This window comes from Aeoliella fuhlenseeensis, assembly GCF_052161615.1.
Lineage (GTDB): Bacteria > Planctomycetota > Planctomycetia > Pirellulales > Lacipirellulaceae > Aeoliella.
This window is the reverse complement of the sequence record NZ_CP197417.1, coordinates 5,228,658-5,250,085: the sequence shown is the minus strand read 5'-3', so window position 1 is coordinate 5,250,085 and position 21,428 is coordinate 5,228,658. Positions and strand designations below refer to the sequence as shown.

General features: G+C 59.1%; 12 protein-coding genes. 2 read left to right on the top strand and 10 right to left on the bottom strand.

Features of this window, described 5'->3' with window-relative positions; all coding sequences use genetic code 11:
- Positions 1 to 80: 80 nt before the first annotated feature.
- From fbp to SH292x_RS20575, 3 genes are all read right to left on the bottom strand, one after another.
- Positions 81 to 1,082, bottom strand: a complete 1,002-nt coding sequence (fbp, locus tag SH292x_RS20585) for a class 1 fructose-bisphosphatase (RefSeq protein ID WP_442482905.1) — start codon at positions 1,080 to 1,082, stop codon at positions 81 to 83.
- Positions 1,083 to 1,221: 139 nt separating this feature from the next.
- Positions 1,222 to 2,751, bottom strand: a complete 1,530-nt coding sequence (locus tag SH292x_RS20580; protein WP_442482904.1) for a hypothetical protein — start codon at positions 2,749 to 2,751, stop codon at positions 1,222 to 1,224.
- A gap of 59 nt (positions 2,752 to 2,810) precedes the next feature.
- Positions 2,811 to 3,305, bottom strand: a complete 495-nt coding sequence (locus SH292x_RS20575) for a sigma-70 family RNA polymerase sigma factor (RefSeq protein ID WP_442482903.1) — start codon at positions 3,303 to 3,305, stop codon at positions 2,811 to 2,813.
- A 529-nt stretch (positions 3,306 to 3,834) separates the two neighbouring features.
- Here SH292x_RS20575 and SH292x_RS20570 point away from each other — a divergent pair.
- Both SH292x_RS20570 and SH292x_RS20565 read left to right on the top strand, forming a co-directional pair.
- The gene (locus SH292x_RS20570; protein WP_442482902.1) at positions 3,835 to 4,926 is read left to right on the top strand and encodes a DUF1559 family PulG-like putative transporter; all 1,092 of its coding nucleotides are present in this window, start codon (positions 3,835 to 3,837) and stop codon (positions 4,924 to 4,926) included.
- Positions 4,927 to 5,051: 125 nt separating this feature from the next.
- The gene (locus tag SH292x_RS20565; RefSeq protein WP_442482901.1) at positions 5,052 to 8,123 is read left to right on the top strand and encodes a PEP-CTERM sorting domain-containing protein; all 3,072 of its coding nucleotides are present in this window, start codon (positions 5,052 to 5,054) and stop codon (positions 8,121 to 8,123) included.
- Between the two features lie 203 nt (positions 8,124 to 8,326).
- Here SH292x_RS20565 and SH292x_RS20560 read toward each other — a convergent pair whose 3' ends face one another.
- The 7 genes from SH292x_RS20560 to SH292x_RS20530 form a co-directional block, all read right to left on the bottom strand.
- Positions 8,327 to 12,247 carry a CotH kinase family protein gene (locus tag SH292x_RS20560; protein ID WP_442482900.1) on the bottom strand — a complete coding sequence of 1,307 codons (3,921 nt, stop codon included), beginning with the start codon at positions 12,245 to 12,247 and terminating at the stop codon, positions 8,327 to 8,329.
- A 272-nt stretch (positions 12,248 to 12,519) separates the two neighbouring features.
- The gene (locus tag SH292x_RS20555; RefSeq protein WP_442482899.1) at positions 12,520 to 13,332 is read right to left on the bottom strand and encodes a glucose 1-dehydrogenase; all 813 of its coding nucleotides are present in this window, start codon (positions 13,330 to 13,332) and stop codon (positions 12,520 to 12,522) included.
- Positions 13,333 to 13,357: 25 nt separating this feature from the next.
- Positions 13,358 to 14,389 carry an NAD(P)-dependent alcohol dehydrogenase gene (locus SH292x_RS20550; RefSeq protein WP_442482898.1) on the bottom strand — a complete coding sequence of 344 codons (1,032 nt, stop codon included), beginning with the start codon at positions 14,387 to 14,389 and terminating at the stop codon, positions 13,358 to 13,360.
- A 59-nt stretch (positions 14,390 to 14,448) separates the two neighbouring features.
- Complete coding sequence (locus SH292x_RS20545) at positions 14,449 to 15,462, bottom strand: substrate-binding domain-containing protein (RefSeq protein ID WP_442482897.1); 1,014 nt, start codon at positions 15,460 to 15,462, stop codon at positions 14,449 to 14,451.
- A gap of 17 nt (positions 15,463 to 15,479) precedes the next feature.
- On the bottom strand, positions 15,480 to 16,460 hold the full coding sequence (locus tag SH292x_RS20540; RefSeq protein WP_442482896.1) for an ABC transporter permease: 981 nt from the start codon (positions 16,458 to 16,460) through the stop codon (positions 15,480 to 15,482).
- Complete coding sequence (locus SH292x_RS20535; protein ID WP_442482895.1) at positions 16,457 to 18,898, bottom strand: ATP-binding cassette domain-containing protein; 2,442 nt, start codon at positions 18,896 to 18,898, stop codon at positions 16,457 to 16,459. Before SH292x_RS20535 ends, SH292x_RS20540 begins: the two co-directional genes overlap by 4 nt.
- Positions 18,899 to 19,182: 284 nt before the next feature.
- Entirely contained in the window at positions 19,183 to 21,426 is a 2,244-nt protein-coding gene (locus SH292x_RS20530; RefSeq protein WP_442482894.1) for a beta-L-arabinofuranosidase domain-containing protein, read from the bottom strand.
- Positions 21,427 to 21,428: the final 2 nt, after the last annotated feature.

Sequence of the window (21,428 nt, the reverse complement as noted above, 5' to 3'; positions counted from 1 at the left end):
AAGAAAGGAATCTCCCATGAGCTTACTCGTGCGGCGCACGGAACTCCAGCGCGACCAAGTCGTACGGACGCTCCGGATGCCTATCCTTCGAGAAACCGCAGCACTTCGTCCACATTTCTACGGCCACCAATCACCAGCGGCGTTCGGTCGTGAACTTGTGTCGGCATGCAATCCACAATGCGATGGCCCCGCCCATCGACGGCCGCTCCCCCCGCTTGCTCGGCGAGGAACGCCAGAGGATTGCACTCGTACATCAGGCGGAGTTTGCCATCGGGATGCTCCGTGGTCGGCGGATAAAGATACACGCCACCGCTCACCAAGATGCGATGGAAGTCGGCGACCAGCGAGCCAACGTATCGCGACGTGAAGCCACCCTCCCCTGCTTGCTTGGTCCACGCGAGATACTTCTGGTAGCCCTCGGGGAATCGCCCGGCGTAAGCCTCGTTCACGGAGTAGCTTCGCGCGTAGTCTGGCATCTGCATGTTCTCGCGCGTCAAAAGGAACGTGCCAATCTGCGGATCGAGCGTGAACTGGTGCACGCCGTTGCCACAGGTGTAGACCAGCACCGTCGATGGTCCGTAGAGCACGTATCCGGCCGCCACCTGCTCGGTACCCGGTTGAAGGACGCTCTCGGCGGCCCCGTTGATCTCGGGTGGATTGCGAAAGATGGTGAAGATGGTGCCGACCGAAACATTCACGTCGATATTGGACGACCCGTCGAGGGGATCGAACATCACGATGTACGAATCGTCGGGCTCGACTTCGTGGAGCACGCGGGGCTCGTTGTCTTCTTCCGAAGCGATAATACCGACGTTGCCACGGTAGCCGAGCGTCTTCTCTAGCGTTCGGTTGGCGATGACATCGAGTTTCTTTTGCGCCTCGCCCTGGATGTTGATCGCACCTTCTTCCCCCCAAACGTCGATGAGTCCCGCACGCCGGACGTAGGAGCCAATCATCCGAGTGGCAAGCGTGATGCCAGATAGCAACCACGAGAATTGGCCCGACGCATTCGGAAAGCGAAGCTGCTGTTCCTGAATGTGCTGACTGAAGGTGACAAAGTCCCCATCTCGCTCAATCGCCATCGATTCGCTCCTCGCCAGCCTGTATTTGAGACGCGAGCGATCGACCCACAAAGGCCGATTTCCGCCCCGGTCCTACGCCCGACGATTATAAGCGGCGATGAAGGGCTGGCCAGCACCAAAACAAGGACGATCAGCAGTGCTAACGCGGCATGTCGAATCGATAGATGGCGACCAGCACGTCTTGCCAGTCGGCATTGACCGTGGACTCGGGACTATCTTCGAATCCCACGATTTCGACACCCATGTCTTTGGTGAGCAGCCGATGGAGATTGCTCCGCCATAGTTGCCGATACCGATCCGTCAGGCAACTCGACTGTAGCTCGTACTGTCGAACGCGGTTAGAGGTGTTGCGAATGACGTACGCACCGCGATCGGAAGGATACTGATCGGTCCATTGAACGCCACGCTGCACGCCTCCATGATGCCAAACGATACGCTGGTTAGCGACGTCGACGATGCGGATGTCGTTCTGGAGCGCGGCGTAGCCCGTCACCATCAGGTAAGCCTCTTCGCCGGGTTGAAGGCTCAGGGTGTAACCCGTGCCAAGCTCCCTGGCTGGCTTGAGGTATTCGGTCTTATCGACTTCCGGAAAGTAGTTAACTGTCGCCTGCGATTCGTCGAGGCGCGTGCCGTCAACGCTGGCGAAGCGAATGATTGCGCGGATATCGTTGTAGTCGCAGTCCTGCCATTCTTCGGAATTCTCTAATCCCGTCCCGTCGAGCTTCGCCGTGGTATAAGTGCGATCATCCCAACCTAGGATCATCAGCTCTTTTCGCTCGACGTAAGTGCGGAAGTCGCTTGGTGCCCATCGCTGCGAATCTTGAAAACGCCGATCCAGGTAAGCTCCGGTGAACAGGAAGTAGCGGTTCGACGAAGTCGGGTTCGACTGCGAGAACTCACCCGTCCAACCCGTTCGAATGTTCGACGGGAGTTGATCGCCAATCGTATTGCCTACGGAGTAGCTATCCCCGACAGGCACTCCATAAGCATTGAGCTCGACGATGGACAACGTATTCTGCGAGGAAGCATCGGTGTCGATGAAAACATCCATCACCGTATTCGGAGGTTGAACCACGAGTCGGCCTCGCTCGCGCAGTCCTGGCGCGTACTCCATCCATGCGGTGCCGCCGATGAGTTGCGGGAAGTCGCGATCCGCGTTGATCATCGATGGCAGCAGCAACTTCGAAGGAGTCGATGTGCGAGTCAGCCGGCTCACCAAAGTCGCAGCTTGGTGATCTTCGGTCCAGAACAGCGCATTTTCGATCTCGTAGTGGTGTGAAATGCTCGGACTGGAGGCCGAGGACGCGGTGTTGTCGTATTGTCCATCGCCTGAAGCGATAAACAATGCCACCAACAGCAGGCTAACCGCCAATGCTACGAAGCCGGTCGTTGCCCAACGTGGGTCAGCGGCCGACGGAACCTGTCGCCCGCGCGGCCATGCGCTCACGCTCTTGCCCGAACGACTGACCAGTGGCGCGAACGACGTGCTCGCATCCGTTAGCTCGCCTTCGAGCAGCACGTGCATAGAGAGCAATCGCGCGTAGTAACGTTGTAAGTCGGGGCGGTCGAGCAGCATTGTGTTCAATGCGACGATCGCCTCGTCACACCCTGGCGTTTCCACCAGCATGCTGACCAAACGCTCGACCTGTCCTTGTTCCTCTAGTTTCACAGAATCACCCTCGCAAAGTCTCTCTTGTTCCGTTCCCTCTCACGTCTCTCGCCGCGTTGCTACTCTTGATATCCCAGCTCTTTTTGGATGCACTTCAGTAGTGCCTTCCGCAGACGCATGAGTCCCATGCGTATCGAAGCGGCGCTCTTGCCCGACTGTTTGGCGAGCACCTCGATCGGAATGTTCTCTTCGTATCGATCGCGAATCAGATCCAGGTGCGGCCGGCTCAGTTGTGGCAAGCAATGTCTTAGAGCGATACGGCGGGTATCCTCTTCGTCGTTGACGAACTCGTCTTGTTGCCCCGCGAGTTGCCCGAGAAGTTCATCGCAGAAAACATGGCGATCGCGGCGGCGATCGCGAACATAAGCCTGCACTTGCCAGAAGGCAATTTTGCGAGCCCACGCACCGAAGTTGGTGCCGAGTTCGAACTCGTCGGACTTGCGCCAGATCACCAAGTTCGACTCCTGCAACACATTGCGTGCGGCGTGCGCATCGCCCAGCAGGATAGTGATGTAATTCAAGAGTCGCGATTGCTCGTCGGTGAGCAATTGCACGAAGCGCTCTTGTTCCGCGCCAACCACTCGGCGCTTACCGACAGTGTTCTCAGAATCCACGGCCACACCAGTCTTCCGAAGTTCGAAGCAACGCCTGCTCGAGAACCTGAAGGGTCACTATTGCCTCGCGATCGAAATGCGGTAAGCCGTCCTCGGCGCGCGGGCATTCGTGGACCCTATCTACCTGATACCAAGAACACGAGCCGCGCAACAGAGTTCCGCGGGTAAACCGCAGAAACAATTCTCTTCAATACGCGTTACGACAACCGAGCCGCCGGTATTGAGTTCATAGGCGGGAGGTGTTTGCAGGCGCTATCCCTTAGTTCTTCAGGTGAGAATTGAGCCCCAGTGTTTCAGCCGACGGGACTCTTCTTCGTAAGCCCGCAATCGTGTTCTCCGTAAATGTGACGTTTTTTAGGCAAAGCGCACGCCTTCCGCGATAGCCGCTGGATAGTTTGCGATTCAGCCACAAGTTCGACCCCCTACCTATCTCTTGGAGCGAGGTATCACGCCTCGACGACCCGCAATCATGCGTTTAAGAAGAAGACTCGAACTCCACGACCGTCCGTTCAATCAAGGCTTCACCTTAGTCGAGTTGTTGGTGGTTATTGCCATCATTGGCATTCTCGTCGCATTGCTGCTCCCCGCAGTGCAGGCTGCCCGTGAGTCGGCTCGCCGCACGCAGTGCACAAATCATCTCAAGCAACTAACGCTTGGAATGATCAATCACGAGTCGTCCACCGGCTCGCTGCCTTCATCGGGTTGGAAAGGTCACTTCTCGGGTGATCCGGATCGTGGCACGGGTAAGAATCAGCCGGGAGGGTGGATGTACAGCATTCTCCCCTACATCGAACAGCAGCAGCTTTTCGATATGGGTAAGGGGAAGACCGGGGCTGCGCGGTTCCAAGATCTGGCAGCACGCGACAGTACCCCCTTGCCTACCATCAGTTGTCCATCGCGACGTTCGCCACAAGCAGTACCACGGACGTCGACCTCGCAAGCTTTGTCAGGCGATGGCTTGGGTAAGGCTGCCTATTACAGCATGCCAACTGCCGCCAAAGTTGACTACGCGATTAACGTTGGCGACATGACCAACTATGACGTTAAGTGTCTCGAAATCGGACCAAATAATTACGATCCCGCCAGTTGGCCGGCTACCTTTCCTCCGCGTGCCTCCACCTATAGTGGCGTCTCGTTCTGTGGCACAGCGGTCAAGTTTCGTCAAATCACCGATGGTCTCACGAACACCATCGCCCTCGGCGAAAAGTTTGTCTTCACGCAGGTCTATAACGATGGGAAGCACTGGGATGCGGACGACTGGGGGCCCTACATGGGCTTTCAGGACGATCTTGTTCGCAGCACCTACTTCGATGGCCTAAACATAACCCACGTCCCGCAGCAGGATACGGACGTACTTCCAAAACTGCCCGGAATGAACACGTCCGATCAGTTCGCTCAGTTGCTGCCAAAGGAGCTTTTTGGCAGTTCGCACCCAGGTGGGTGCCTGTTCTCGATGTGCGATGGCTCGGTAACGCTCGTCACTTTCGATGTCGATGCGGAGACCTACCGCCAAATGGGCGATCGCGGCGACGGCGGCATCAAGAAAGTCTACGTCCGTTAAGGTTCGCGGCCGTCAACTCTATGTCCACCTCCGACTACTTGTTTCAGTTCACGCTCTTCAAGGTATGGCGCTGCCCCTAGTGCCCGACACTTGTGACCATCACCTAACGACAAAGGGACGTACCAGTGAGACTTCCACTTCGACTCTGCGCCTTGGCGATCACGTTCGCTGCGTTCGGCTCGCACGCATTTGCGATCAACATTCTCGCCCCCGGCGACTACATCATTCCAATCGATAGCGATCCTTGGACTGGCGGTAGCGATAACAACTGGCCGGATGGTGAAGCGCCGTCGTTCGCGGTCGACGGAGATGCCACCACCAAATACCTCAACTTTTCTGGCACGGGATCGGGAGTCATCGTCACTCCTGCCGATTCGACCACCACGGTTCAAAGCCTGCGCCTTACCACGGGCAACGACCCCGGAGCTTGGTGGAGAACTCCCACTTGGGTCAATGTCTTTGGCACCAACGCAGCGATTGTCAGTGGCGATCGGACCACGGGAGATCTAGAGCCGTGGAATCTGATCGGGTCGATTCCACTGGCGGGTGCCTACACATTGCCCGGTACCGGCAGCACGGCCGGCGCAGTAGTCCCGCTTCCGAATAGCTCGTCTTACGCTCACTACAAGGTGGAGTTTCCGTCGCTGAGTTATCCCTACTTCCCGGGTGGCACGATGGAGATTGGCGAGATCGAGCTTTTCGAGAGTGCTGATGCAACGGGGACGAGCGTACTAGCCAACCCAACGAACATTTATGGTATCTGGAACCGCCGCTCGGAGAGCGACGCCCCTGGTAACGAGTCGCCCCTACAGCTTCTCGACACGGCTGCGGGAACGAAGTACTTGAACTTCGGCAAGGAGAACTCTGGGTTTATTGTCACGCCCAATAGTGGACCGGAGATCGTTACCAGCTTCCGCATTCAAACGGCCAACGACGCTCCGGAACGTGATCCCGCTAGCTACATCATCTACGGTACCAACGATTCGATCCAAAGCCTGCCGCACAGCCAAGGATCGGGCGAGACCTGGACCCAGTTGGACGCAGGCAGCCTTTCGCTCGGCGATGCGCGTGGAGCTTACAGCGACACCATCGACTTTGCCAACACCCAAGCGTGGTCGTCGTACAAGATTGTCTTCCCAACCCTGAAGAACAGTACCACTGCGAACTCGATGCAGATCGCGGGCCTGACGCTCAACACGTCGGATACCGCAGTACTAGTGGTTGATCGCCAGACCGGCCAAGTGGCCATCGAGACCACGGACACCATGACTTTTGGTGGTTATGAAATCATTTCCGAGACCTTCGGCGTGCTGCGTTCGGAGAGCTGGAACTCGCTGGCGTCGACGGGAGCCGACCCCAATGATACTTGGACGGTCACTTCCGAAACTCCCAATCTACTCGCCGAGGAGATGTCGGCCGGTGGTGCAGGCAATGGTTTCCAGATCGCTCCCAACTCGCCCCTCAACCTGGGCTCGATTCTCCCCATCGTACCAACACAATTCGAAGACCTGACTTTCAACCTCTACGGGACCGACGGCACCACCATTGTGTCGCAGAGAGTTACCTACGAAGGCACACCCATTCCGCTCGGCGATTACTCGGGCAATGGCACCGTTGGCATCGAAGACTACAACCTGTTTCTAGAAGTATACGGTTCACAATTCGAGCGAGGTGTCGACTCCCAGTTGACCCGATACCTCGGTGGCGACCTCGACGGTGACTTCGACAGCGATATCACCGACTACCGGCTCTTTGTGCAATACGCTGGTGGCATGGGTGCCCTGTTTGGCACCCAAGTGCCCGAGCCTTCCACCGTGCTACTGCTCTCTCTGGGTGCGGTGGCCGCTGTTGGCGCACGACGTGTTCGTCGTGGCGCGGCGTTGCTGATGGTGAGCATGGCTACTGCCTTCGGTTTTTCCAGCAGCGCTAACGCACAGATGTTTTCGATCGCTGCCCCAGGCCAACCCATCACCGTTACCGAGCCCGAAGGGCAGCTTTCGGAGTCGGCGGAGACAACCGCCGCCGTGTTGTTTGACGACGCCGCGCTGGACCAGCTCCCACTCGGGGGAGACGGAAGTGGCGGAGGGGAGCTGTTCAGAACCAATTACGATACCACCACTGTCGACTACTGGGACTTTCGGAGTCTCATCGACCAAGGTGCGCCATTGGAGTCGCCCGTGTACGTCTTCATGGACTACGGTTCGCCCATCACCACCGATTGGTTCATGTACGCCCAGCGATCGGGTGGCAACTATGGAGCTGATCGTGTAGGTAAGTTTGAGTTCTGGTTCCAGAACACCCCGTTCGGCGAGGGCAATAACACGATCCCCACCGCCAACCCGCAAGCGACCGTGAATATTGCCCCGACCGACAATCGCCTGGTGACGAGCACCCTTTATCCCTACACGTTAGGTGGCGAGCACACAGGCCAGTACGTGGCCATGCGTCTGACGTTGTCAGAATTGTCGGCCGCGGTTTCGGCCGTCAACCGTCCCGGTGGCCACGAGTTCCGCTTCCTCAACGGTCCGACGGACTTGGTGCTCGAAGTCGATCGTGCCTCGGGTGAACTAACGCTGAAGAACAACCTCAGCGGTGCCATCCCCATCAACATGTCGTCCTACGAAATCAGCAGCCCCGCAGGCGCGCTCGATGCCTCGGGCTTCGATGGACTCGGCGACAACACTGGATTCACGGGATGGTCGACGGGTGGTGGCTCCAACGAGTTCCGCCTGGTAGATGGCAACTTCGCCAACCTTGGTGCCGATAGCGTGATCACGGTGGGCGCGACTGGCCTGTCGCTTGGAACGGGTCTCAACTCGCTGCTTGCCACCGAAGATCTCATCTTCACCTGGACCGATTCGCTGGGTCGCTACTTCGACGCGCGGGTTGTCTATGTGGGCGAGTTTCCCGACACGCTCGTTGGCGACTACAACAGCGATGGAGTGGTCAATCTTGCCGACTACACCGTGTGGCGAGACAACCTCGGCTCGACCGTGGTGTTGCCCAACGACGCGACGCCTGGCATCGTGGATGCTAGCGACTACGAGAACTGGAAGTCGAACTTCGGCAGCATGGCACCCGTCGGAACCGCAGCTTCTACGGCGGTTCCCGAGCCAAGTACCGTTGGGATTGCCTTCGTTGCACTCGCCTGCCTTGCCGGGTGTGCGCGCTCAAAGCGTCGCACGAGCCCCAACTGATCGCAAGGTGAACTGAGTAGAGAACGCTGCTAACGCAGCATTAGCCTTCTACGGCAGGTTGCGCGCTCTAGTGATGTTCCAGTCGGGCAGTCTGGGATAGCACTAGGACGACAACTTGCCACGCGACGCCCGGTGGATCCTGTTCCACCGGGCGTTTTGCTTTGATAGTTACGCACGAGGCCATCTAGTGCTTTCAGCTCCAACTAGAACGTGCTCAGCAGCTCGTCGCTTAGCATTTCGAAATCACCGATCTGGTCGTCTGCGTCGGACTCAAGCACCGCGAAGTCGACGGTGAACCCCTCGGCGTCGTCCAACCGGCTGAACGCCAAGTCGAGGAGCATGAGCTCGTTGGCGGAGTTGCTCGACGAGCCTGCAGAGCTTGTCGAAGCAGTCGTCGAGGTGGTGTGCTTAGAACCCGTCGAAGAGCCATCGAGCGGGTAGCTTGGTGTCGAGAAAGCGCTCGGCGCTGGATCGGCAACCGCAGTGACTTCGTCGGACATCGGAGCAACGACAGCGATGGGTTGGTCCGCGGTCTCGTTGGCGACGACCACGGGCGAAACGATGGGGGCGACGACGGGGGGTGGCGTGAACGTGGCACCCAGGTTGTCGCGCCAAATGGTGTAGTCGCCGAGATCGACGCGGCCGTTGCCATTGCCATCGGCGGCGAGCTGGGTGGTGGAGCCATAAGTGGACTTCCACACCGCGTAGTCGCCGGCATCGACCGTGCCGCTGAAGTCGTAGTCGCCTGCCAGCGTGATGTGGACGCCGGGCGTTCCGCCAGCGACGGCGCTAGCCCGCCAATTGTTGCCGTCGGCGTAGTTCCCGAGCAGGTCAATCACTTCCATCGAAGGACCATCGCCGTCGGCAGTGGTCGGCCATGGCGCTGCGTCGTCGTAAGTGAACTCGTGAATGGGGTTGCCAAGGGAATCGAACAACGAGAGCGCTTCGCCACTGTTGCTCAGATTGCCCGAGGTATAGCTACCAGCGATGTTGAAGCCGGTGCCGTAACGAAGCGTAAAGGCGTCGATGTTCTTGACGACCAGCACCGTCTCGCCGGGCTGCACCGTGGTGACCGACGAGGTGGTGAAGTCGAATACGATGCCAGTGCCGAAGGATACGCCATTAAGGCTAATGGCTTCGGTGCCGATGTTGATGAACTCGATGAATTCGTAGTCGTCGGCGACGAGGTCAGGTCGCGCTGCGAGTTCCGAAGGCGAGGGATCAGCGGGGTGGAAGTGGAGTTCGCTGATGCGGAAGTTGGACGCATCGGCGGGGACTTCGACGGAGTAGAGGCCCGTGACGAGGGCGCTCCATGGTGGAACGGGTACTTGGCTCGACGTGGCGCGGAACGCCCGTGCGTTGATTTGTGTGGTGCCATTCGTAGCAATGGGACCGGTATAGCGGATCGCATTCGGTGAAATGCCACCGCCATCGGCGCGTGGGTCACTTCCATCGAGCGTGTAGTAGATAGAGACACCAGCGGCCGCGGTGAGTTGGACCTGCTGCGGTGCCGAGTTTCCGGGAGGTGGCGAAAGGTTCGGCTTACCAACCATCTGGCTGTCCATCCAGTTCGCGCGAATCAAGAGCCAGTTCTTGAAGTGGCTGACCTCTGCAGACCAGCCCACGTCACCGGGGTCGGCATAGGCACCCCCATTGGGGGCGACGTTCGACCACCGCGAGAAGTTGCGTGCTTGCGCTTCGACTAACTGCGAGGACAGTCCGGCCATGGTGGCTTCGAGATTGGCGTTGCTCAACACACCTTGTCGAAGCTCTTGCCAACGGTCGGTCCACTTCTGTGCGAAATTGGGATCGTCGAACAACGGACCCCACCAGTCGGACTCGAAGAAATTCACATCCGGCAGAGTCCAGCCCTGTGGGTTCGCCGATCGCCCATCCTCTCCACCCGACGAGCGATCGAAATCCCACAAAGGCCCGTACGCAATCTTTCCGTCGCGATCCTTTGTGAGGTAGGTACTCAGCCGCAACGAGTCAGGCTCCTTGGAAAGGATGCGAATGAGGTGATGGTCAATCGAAGCGTCGACGTCGAAGTAAGCCTGGTAACCTAGCAGCGGATCTTTAGAGTTTGGACCATAGAGGGCATCTTCGAAATCTTGAACGTAGTTGCGCAGGTAGGCAACCTGCGCCTCGGTCATTACCGGGTAATCAGGATCTTCGTTGACCAGCCATGAGCCAGGAAACGTTGGTGAGTTGCGATCCGTCTTCCAGTACGAGCCCGCGGGAGTTTCTCCATCGATGCCGTCGATGGAGAAGATGTAACCACCGGTGATGTCGGGCTCGGTGTTCTGGCTGGGGGTAAGTTCGGCCATGTCCACGCGGTTGGAGTCACGCTTGATGTTCTCCATCAAGACGTACACACCCATGTAATCTTCGGCGTAGTCGAGCCCCTGAAATCGCGAACTGTTGCTGAAGTTCGCATAGACTTCGACGAATCGAATGCGCGGCGACCAATTGCCCATCGCCCGACTCAGCTCGTGAAACGTAGCGTCGCGAATCATCGCCCGATCGAAGTCGTACGGAGCGTATAGCACCCAGTCCGACTCGGAGGGCATGCCGAGCAGTTCAACAGCTTTGTCTTCGCCGGCCTCGTCTCGGATTTCGATACGAAGGTTCGTCTTGGGATTGCCCGCCGTACTGCGGCCGCGGCGATGCTGTCCGATGAGCGTGCTCAGATCGGCATCGTTCGCCAGCGAGGCACGCCCTGTGTTCTCATCAAGGTCGTACAGCGACATCACCGCGTTCTCGAAAGTCACCGTGCCGGGCGTTCCGCCATTGAAGTTTTCGAGTACGATGATCGGAAGGTCCGAGGTGAACGCGGCCGTCGCTGCGCTAGTGCGCGTGAAGGTCTCGGTATGCGGCGTGCCGACTTGGCCTTGGGTTCCAAACGCCCGCGCCCGGACTTGCGTGGTGCCAGTGATCGAAATAGGGCCGGTGTATAGCGGCGAACTGGCCGTCGGTTCGGTGCGGTCGAGGGTGTAGCGAATCTGCGCCGTGGGATCGGCAGTGCTAAGCGTTAGAGAAAAGTTGCTGACAAAGATGCCGCCGGCCCGTGAGAAATCGACGTCGGCAGCACGCAGATTGGTGTTCGGTGCCCCGGGAGTAGCGACTTGCAATGTTCCGATCGACGTCGGCCCTCCGGTGGTGGTTGTGAGTTGAACGGAGGCCAACAGATCAGAACTGCCCGACGAAGTGTTCAGCATTTGAATCGCCAGGATGTTTTGACCCTGCACGAGCAGATGCGAGTATTGCGACACCTCGAAGTCGACGAAGTTCACGGCGAGGCCATCGGGATGGTCCGCCGTGGCGAGGGAGCTCCAACCCAGAGTGCCAGGCGCGTTGGCACTAGCAATCATCTGGCCGTTGAGGTACGCCACGAAGCCGTCGTCGTATTTCATTTGCAGCTTGCCGAGCATGGTGCCCAGTTCGCTGACGTTGAAAGGAATGCGGACGTAGGCAGTCGTGGTGCCGGAAGGCAGGAGCGTGCTGAGCAAGCCACGGCTGTTAAAATCGTTGCCCGAGGACTCGTAACCGAGACTCGCAAATCCGTTGCTCCACGCGGCGTGATTGAAGCCGGGTTGCATCCAAGTTGCATCGACCGAAGAATTGACGGGCCGAAGGTAGCGGACGCTGCTGGTGGGCGAAACAGCGGTTTGGGTGGCTAGGTTGAATCCTAGACCATAAGAGATGTCGGAGACCTGCTGGGGATACTCGGTTCCACCGGGACCGTACTCGCTGAGCACGATGCCCAGCGGGTCAACGAGAGCCAGGTACTCGCCACTCGCGGAGAGCGAGAAGTTGGTGTGCAGGTTGCCGGCGGAATCGGGGGTGTTGTTGCCGCTTGCAAACACCACGAGGTACTGCCCTGGGGCGACCACCGTGGGCGTGGAGAAAACCCACTTGTTGAGGTCCTCGGCATCGTCGGTCAAGCGGTAGCCGGCGAGGGTCGCAGGTTCATCGCCGGCATTGTAGATCTCGATCCAGTCCGAGGCGGCTCCGTTGCCATCTTCGAGCGAACCGCCATTGGAGGCCATGAACTCGGTGATAATCAGGTCGGCGGCAAGAAGTTCACGCGACTCCAAACGCTCCATCTTCAAACGCTTCTGCATCAATCCACGCCGTATTCGGTTCCGGAAAAAGTGGCGGTCAGCAGCCGCGCGCCTTAACATTCTCTTCATTACACCTTAATGTAAAGCACCCAGGCTGGATACAGCTTGCGTCCTTCTTTTTCCGGTGAGAAATGCGAGGGCGGGCGGACTCAGATTCCCATGGCCGCATCCAATCGGTCGGGCAGCACTTCCGTTCATCCAACCCCCGCGTTTCGGACAAATTAGGCCAAACCGAGCCTCGGCGAAAAACACACAGCTCTGTCCACGGCTCTCTAGGAAATCAGGTAGCCGCCGTCGACCGGTAGGCTTACGCCATGGATCATGGCGGCCGCGTCGCTCAGGAGATAGGCGGCCGCGTAGGCAACATCGAGGGGGTTGGCAAACCGCCCCAGCGGGATTTTGTCGAGCATCGGTCCGCTCTTTGCAGGGTCGCCCCAGGCCATCGCGGCCATAGGCGTGAGCGTCACCGTTGGGTTAATGCAGTTCACTCGGATTCCCTGCGAGCCAAGCTCGAGCGCCATCACCTTCGTTAGTTGATCGAGCGCTCCCTTGGACGCGCAGTAGGCTGCATGATCTTTGATCGCCACCAACGAGGCTTGGCTGGAGATGTTGACAATCGCACCCCCGGTCCCCCGTTCGATCATTCCGCGCGCGACGACTTGACTAACGATCATTACCGCACGAACGTTAACAGACATCGTCTCGTCGAACTCTTCCACGCGCGTCTCAAGAAAGGCTTGCGGCCGAGAGATGCCGGCATTGTTCACCAGCAAGTCGATGGCACCTAACGATTCGGCCACACGTGTCGTGCACTGAACATCGGAGACATCGACGGTCGCGGTCTCACAGCCGATCTCTTCTGAAAGTGTGTCGAGATCCGCTTGAGTCCTTCCCAGCGCGACGACTTCGGCACCAAAGGAGCTCAGTAGAACTGCGATCTCGCGACCAATGCCTTTTCCAGCGCCCGTTACGAGTGCCCGCTTGCCCGTGAAGTTCAACTCCATGGCTCGTGGGGCTGACGCGGTCGATTTCTTCACTTGCACGCGGTGAACGATAGTGGAGTTCGCTGGATGATCCAGTCGCACGGGGGTATTCACTTGGTTTGTCACTCTAAAGAACTATTTGGGCTTTGACGCTGCCTGACGGCATGTTGGCAGCAAAATGGAATGCTTGGACGCTGTCCTCGAATCCGAAGACATCGGTGATCAAGGGGCGGACATCAATCTTCCGGCTCGCCATCAGGGCGAGGGCGCGGGGATACATGTGGGCGTAGCGAAATACATGTTCCACTCGGGCTTCTTTCACCGACGCCTTTACGACATCGTAGGCGATCGGTGCTCCAGGCATGCCGATGTAGACGACTCGCCCGCCGGGGCGCAGGGGATCGAAGGCCGACTCGGCAGCGCGCGCGTTGCCGCTGGCCTCTAGTACCACGTCCGCGCCCCACCCATCGGTTACTTCGGCGACCACACTAGCGAGGTCCTGGTGCGTAAGATCGACTGCCACCACCGCTCCCAGCGCCCGTGCGATGTCCAGCTTGGGTTGCTGCACATCGCTCACCACGACCGTGCTCGCTCCGGCCGCCAGCGCGGACATGACCGTCACGAGTCCGATAGGTCCCGCCCCCATCACCACGGCCACGTCACCGGGCTCAATCGCGGCCTTGGTCGCCGCGTGCAATCCTACGGCCAGCGGTTCGACCATCGCCGCTTCGGCGAACGTGATGTTGTCGGGCACTCTGAACGTGAACGCCGCGGGATGGACCACGCTAGGACGCAAGCAACCATGGACGGGAGGGGTCGCCCAGAATCGCACGGCAGGATCAAGGTTGTAGATCCCCAGGCGAGTGGCTCGGCTGTTGGGATCGGGTATCCCCGGTTCCATGCAGACGCGATCTCCTGGAGATAGGTGCGTTACAAGCTCACCAACTTCGGAGATGGTTCCTGACGCCTCGTGCCCCAGCACCATCGGCGCTTTGACGACAAACGGTCCGATGCTGCCGTGCAGAAAGTAGTGCACGTCCGAGCCGCAAATACCCACCGTGTGGATATCGATCCGCACGTCGTGTGGCCCCAAAGGCTCGTCGATCTCGATCGATCGAAGCGCGAGGCGGTTCTTCTCTTCTAGTACTAACGATCTCATTCAATTGCCTAGGAACTCGGGTCACGACGGGCCATCACAGGGCAACGGCCCGCACCTTGTTAGAAGTTGTAGTCGTCGATGTTGTCCTTGGTGAAAACCAAGATATCGCCCAGCATCACCGCGTCCCCCTCTACTTTCCGCTCACCTAGTCTCCCGGCATCGAACGTCGATGCTCCGGGTTTAAGCTTTCCTGATAGAACCCCCTCGGCCACGTACACGGTGAGATAGCCCAGGTCTTTGGTGTTCCACAGCACGGCCGACCCGACGGTGCCGTCCTTGATGTATTCGCGCATCAGATTGGGGGTCGAAATTCCGGTGGCCTTTACTTGGTCTGCCTTGTCAGCCTGCCGAATTGCCTCGGCAACCGCAGGGAACGATACGGTGCTTAGCCCCCAAATCCCCTTGAGATCGGGGTGGGCCTTCAAAAGCGTCCGCGTGGTCTCCAACGCCCGGTCTTGATCCTCTCCTGGGTATTCGATTCCGACCAGTGTGATGTCGGGATACTCGGCGAGCCTCTTCTTCATGAAGTCGATCCAGGTGTTCTGATTGCTCGAGGTCTGGCTGGAGCTCACGATGGCCACTTTTCCCGACTTGCCGATGTCTTCGGCCAGCACATCCACCAATTTGTTGCCGATTTGCTCGGGCGTGGCTTGGTTCACGAAGAAGCTACGCGACGGCTTGGGCGTGTCCGCGTCCCACGACACCGTGACAACACCTTTCTTCTGGGCCTTCTCCATGGCTGTGCCGAGGATCTGAGGATCGTCCGCCGAAACGGCGATGGCGTCGAAGCCTTCCAAAGACCACTGGCTTACCATCTCCGCCGCCCCGACGGGATCGCCATCGGTGGGGCCATCGTAAACGAGCTCGACGTTGCCGAGTTCGTCGGCAGCCTCTTTTGCCCCTTCGGCACAGGACGTGAAGAAGCTGATGCCCTTCTTCTTTGGTAGAAAGCCGATCGTGTAGCTCCCATCCGCTCCACCCGATTTCGACGACGCCGACGGATCGCCCGACGAGCACCCAACAGCGGAGGCCATAAGAGCAAGCGTCAGCAGTGATTTGATGGGGTTCGACATCTTCTTGGTTTCCACCTTTACGAACGGCGTTGGGTTGTAAGCAATAGGTTGATCAGCACGGCACCAATCAACAGTCCACCCGTGATCAACGAGTTGAGTTCGCTGACATGCCAATGCCAGGAGACGAACTTGTTGGTTTCGTGAAGCAGCAATAGCCCAAGCAATAGGCCGGCGATGTTCCCCCTTCCGCCGAGGATGCTGATTCCTCCCAAGACAACTGCGGTGATGGCTTCGAGTTCAAGCCCGGTTCCGAAGTCGGCTTTGGCTTGCCCGTAGCGCGTGGATAGCAGGATGGCGGCTAGTCCGCACAGTCCGCCCGAAAGCGTATAGAGCAGCAATTGAATCTTCCGCACCGGGACGCCCGACAATCGCGCGGCCGTTTGGTTGTGACCGATCGCGTAAAGAAAGCGACCGGTCGGGGTGCTTGTAAGAAGTACCGTCGCAGCCAGTGCCAGCAGAAGGAACAACCACATCGGGAGCGGAAGCCCCAATACGTTTCCCTGGATGGCATTGGAGAATGCCTCGGGAATGCCCTGGATGGTGCGACCTCTCGTCAGCGCGAGTGCGATGCCACGGAACATCGCCATCGTCGCCAGGGTGATGATCAGCGGGTGAACGGACGCCCTGGTGATCAGCACTCCGTTGAGTGCGCCACAAACGCTTCCGACTACCAGGGCAAAGAGTCCGCCCCACCACGGACTGTAGCCGGCCTCAATGGTCAGGCCGAGGGTCACGGCTGCCAAACCAGTCATTGCGCCGACCGATAGGTCGATACCACCGGTGATGATGATCAGTCCCATCGCCAGCGAAACCATCGCTACGGGCCACAACTCGCTCGCCAACTCAACCTGGACATCAGGGCGGACGAATCGTGGTTCTAGCGTGCCCGCAACGAGGAACAGAGTTACTAGCAGGACCGCAAGAGTTACCTCTTGTCCGTACGCAAAGCCCCGTAGACGAAGGCGGGTTGAGTTCATCGCTTGAGGTGCAGCGGTCATGCGGACCTCACGTGGCGAGGCTGACGACGGACTATTTGATCTGCAAGTACAGCGACCAGGATAAATGCTCCCTGGATGGCCAGTCGCCATTGGGGCGGAGCTCCGACGTAGGTGAGGGTGGTGGGGACCAGCTCCAGCAGTACAACCGCGAGCAAAACTCCCAAGACCGTTCCGCGGCCGCCGAGAATCGACGCTCCGCCAACCACCACGCAAGTGACAACGAGTAACTCCAGGTTCTCGCCAATGTTCGGCTGGATGATGGAGTTCTTGGGCGCAAGCAGGATGGCGGCGAGACCCGCCAGGAAGCCCGATAAAGTGAAAACGAGGAACTTCGTCCACCCGACAGACACACCTAGTAATGGCGCCGCGCTCGGATTGCTGCCCACGGCGAAGACCCTACGTCCGAAGGCCGTGTAGCGAATCATCAAAGCCGCGACGACCCCAACAAGACCGGCGATCCAAACAGAAATCGGCACGCCCATCCAGGTGCCCGTGGCGAGATCGCGAAGCACGTCGGGACGTCCCTCGATGCTGTGGCCCTTCATCACCATCTTGGTCGCACCTCGCACGACGGTCAGCGTACCCAAGGTGACGACGATCGATGGCACACGCCCCCAGGCCGTGACCGCGCCGTTGAACATGCCGACGGCCACTGCAACGAGTAAAGCGCAAGCAGCCCCGGCGGCTGGCGACATGTACGGTGCCGGCCCGTAGCAACACAACCCGAGCACAGCGGAGGCGAGGCCGACGATCGAGCCCACCGATATGTCGATTTCGCCGGTGACGATCACCAGCATTACGGCGCAGGCGACAATCGCCGTAGGGGCGGCACTCGCGAGCACATCTAGCAGGTTGCTTGGATTCAAAAACGAGGGCTGAAGCCATCCGACCATCAAACATACCGCGAGCACCATCATCGCGAGCCAGGTCTCGCGTCGGCTCCGCAGGCGCTGTCCGAACGTGACGCTCTTGGCGCCCACCTGTAGCTCAGGCTTCGTGGCGTCCGCTGCCCTGGCTGGAAGAGCCAGCTCAAGTATCTTTTCTTCGGTGGCCTCTGCCGAACGAAGCTCGCCTGCGATCCGACCTTCGCGCATCACCAAGATGCGATCGCAAAGGCCTAGGATTTCCGGAAGCTCGGAAGAGATGACCAGCGTAGCCATCCCTTCGTCGGTCAAGTCGCGGATACGCCGATGAATCTCGGCCTTCGCCGCCACGTCGACACCGCGTGTCGGCTCATCCAGCATCAGTAACTTGGGTTTCGTCGCCAGCCACTTTCCAAGCACCAACTTTTGCTGGTTGCCGCCCGACAGCGCATTGGCCGGGAGCCGCAGGTTGGCCGCCCGCACTCGCATCTCTTCCGCCAGACTCGCCGCCAATGTGTTTTCTGCCCGGCGGCGAATCAAACCGAACCGCGTCAGAGACCGCAGCACGGCGAGCGTCAGGTTGGCACTCACCGACATTGGCAGCACCAGCCCCATGTGCTGACGGTCTTCGGGGACCAGCGCTAGACCTCGCTCGATGCTTGTAGCTAGCGACCCCTTCGGCAGAGGCTTTCCGTCTACGAGCACCGTGCCCGAGTCGTAGTCGCTGACGCCAAAAATGGCGTTCGCGACTTCGCTGCGCCCTGAGCCCACAAGGCCCGCCAGCCCGACGATCTCGCCGCGGCGCACGTCAAACGAAATGTCCGCGAAGGTTCCTTCTTGGGTAATGTTGCGGACCGCAAGACATTCTTCTTTGGAACTCGAGTCCTTTCGCGCGCCCAAGTGCGCCAGCAGTTCGGTTTCGCGCCCCACCATCAGCGCGACCAGTTCTGGTTCCGTGATTTCGCTGATCGATCGGGTCGAAACCAGCGCCCCGTCACGCAGCACGGTCACACGATCGGCCAGCGCGAATACTTCCTCCATGCGATGACTCACGTAAACGATCCCTACCCCTTCGTCTCGCAGTTGCTCTACGATGCGAAAGAGCAATTCGCACTCGCGGGACGACAAAGAAGCGGTCGGTTCGTCGAGGACCAGCACACGGCACTTCTGCGATAGAGCGCGGGCCATGCACACGATCTGTCGCTGGGCGGTCGACAGCTCGCCAAGTGGCAGGTTCAGTGGCAAGTCTTGGCCGAGGCGTCGGAACAGCGCGCGAGCCGTTGCGAGCATCGCCTTGCGATCAAGCAGTTGCCCAGCCATAGGGCCAAGCTCCCGCCCCACGAAGATATTGTCCACCGCGTCCAGGTCCAGGCAGGCGATCGACTCCTGGTAAATGACGCTCACCCCGAGCTCGCTCGCGGCATGCACCGAAGCAGGCAGGTGTTGACCGCCAACCTCCACGCGACCTTCGTCGGGGACGTAGAATCCCGACATGACTTTGATGAGCGTCGTCTTGCCAGCGCCGTTCTCGCCACACAGAGCGTGGACTTCTCCTGCGCAAAGGGTGAAATCCACTTGCTTCAACGCGTGCACACCCCCAAACGACTTGCTGGCGCCGATGACTTGCAACGCGATTGGCGGTGCGGCGCCGGACGGCTGCAAGGGAGAGTCGCTAGCGCAATCCGTATCGGCAGCGCTCGGCATACTCGAGGCTGTGGAGTTGGGCGTGGAGATGGCAGCAGGGGGGATCATTCTCAACTCAATGCGTCACGATGCTCGGGGGCGATTACGATCAGGAGCGCAATATACTGCAGCCCGCGACCTAACACTTATCGATGCCCCGTCTCGCGGGCGAAGATCTACTTCGCGTGGTCCTTATAAAACGCCGTTCGCGACGGATTGGTTTTGCTAAAGGGAACTGGAGATGTGCCTTGGACGACAAGCCACGAGTAGTACTGTCGCTGCTGCCCGGCCGTGCCGAAGTCGCGGAGTTGCTGCGACTTGCCATGAGTATCGTCGACTTCGAGCGTCACGATGGAACCTGGATGGGTGTCTGGTATCACGCCTCGTTCCAGATCGGCGGCGTAAAAAGCTGGACCGGGGGAACCAGCGACTAGCTCCGACACATTGACCCAGGTACCCTTGGAGTTGAGGCTGCTGGTGCCCAGTGTCTCGATTGTGAGCGAGTGAGGGCCATCGCCGAGGCCGTCTTTTTTCCACACAAACTGTCGGTCGCGTGTGTCCGCGTACTGGTCAACAATCGCCAACTCTTTCCCGTCAATGGTCACTCGCGACTTGCCAGCGTCGTCGAAGTATTTGCCTCGCCACTCGACGGAGTCTCCTTCGAAGTCGAACGTGACGGTCGCCCCTTTCTTCTCCGTCACCCACAGCGACCCTGCACCACGCCATTGGCCTTCGGCAAACATCGGCACGCCCCTCACGGAGCTCTCATAGGCTAAGAGCAAAGGCCCTCGATAGACGGAAGTCTTACCAGCGAGATCTCGCTCGCCCGCCCAGTAACGAAGTGCAAATCCGAGGTCGATTTTCACCTTGTCTCCCGCTTTCCACTGGCGGTCGATGGTGGCGTAGGTCCCCGGTGTCGTGGGTACGGATTCGCCGTTCACTTCGACGGTCGGATTCTGTGACCAATGAGGGATACGGAGGGACAAGGGGAACTCGGTCGGCGATTCGGGGGTCACGGTCAGGACAACTCGACCATCCGCGGGATAGGTCGTTTCTTGCCGAAGGGTGATGGCCGTGTCTTTCACTTGGGTCGTTATCTCCGACGGACCGTACCAATTCAGCACCAAGCCACGCTCTCCCCGCCGCATCAGAGCCCAGTCGCTAATCATGCCGAAGCCCCGAGCTGCATTTACGCTGCAACAGTTAAGTTCTTCGCTTCCCGGACGGATCTGAAACGCGATATCGGTGGTGCTCGGGACTCGCATTCCATCCATGGGAGTGTTGTAAGTGCTCCACTCGCCGGAGGGGGTGTAGCTTCCGATGACTTGATTGAGGGTCGATAGCTCAAGCTCGTCGGCGACGATCGGATTGCCGGTGAGCTTAAGCATCTCGACGCTCATCGCCATCCACGCGATCGTGCAACACGTTTCGATGGCGCGTGGATCGTACGGATTGCCTTGGGCCCGTTCGCCAGAGGAGAAGCCGCCGTTGTTGTGGCGATCGTACTCCGCGATGCTCCACCAATAATGTTCGAATGCCTGGCGGTAATCGTCTTCGCCGGTGATCCAGTAGAGTTCGGCGAGCCCCAACAGCGCGTGCAAACTCTCCCAACGCGGTTTGGGAGTTTCGTGAAACTCTTTCCCAGCGAGAGCCTGGCGAAGGTAGTCGCCTGCTTTCGGGGCTTCGAAATCCTTGACAACGTACTTGGCACCTTCCAGGTAGCGCTCGTTACCGGTCTTTCGATAGAGCAGCGCCAGCGAATGCACGATCGCTTGGTTCGATTCGCTCATGCCCATGGCGGCCACGGACTTCTTGCCGTCGAGAAAATGTGCGCACAATAGGTCACCGATCTTCGTGGCGCAGCTGAGTGCGTGCGGATCGCCGGTCAACTCGTGCCATTCAAGCAGCCCTAGCATGGCATGGTAGTGCCCCCATGCATCCCAAGTTTCTTTGCGCGGCAGGATGTTGGGTGCCCTGCCCGTGAGACGACAGTCCTTGGGAAAGGGGCCCAGATAGCCATCGACATCCTGGAGCGCAGTGAGCTGAGCAACAAACTGCTCGCCCTCCTCGCGAAGCCGGTCGTCCCCCGTGAGCCGTGCAACCTCGGTAAGCGAGGTCAGGTACTTGCCGGCGAATTCCCCGGACCACGGTAGCAAACTGCGGTAGGGGGGCATTTCTCGATTGGTGAACATCTCGAGAATCGCTGGATTGCGGGCGGGTAGCTCCAGCAGCCAGTTCCGCGTGACCGCATCGACGTACTGCTCGGTGACTCCGTCCAAACGCAAGCGCTGCGCGCCGCATGGTTCCAATGTCGGACTGATCTGGTACTCCGCCGCCATCGACGGCTGCGAAGCCAGCAGCGCAAAGACGATGGCCAGGTAGCACGGGTGATGTAGCGGGAGGTTGTGTCGTATTGGCATAG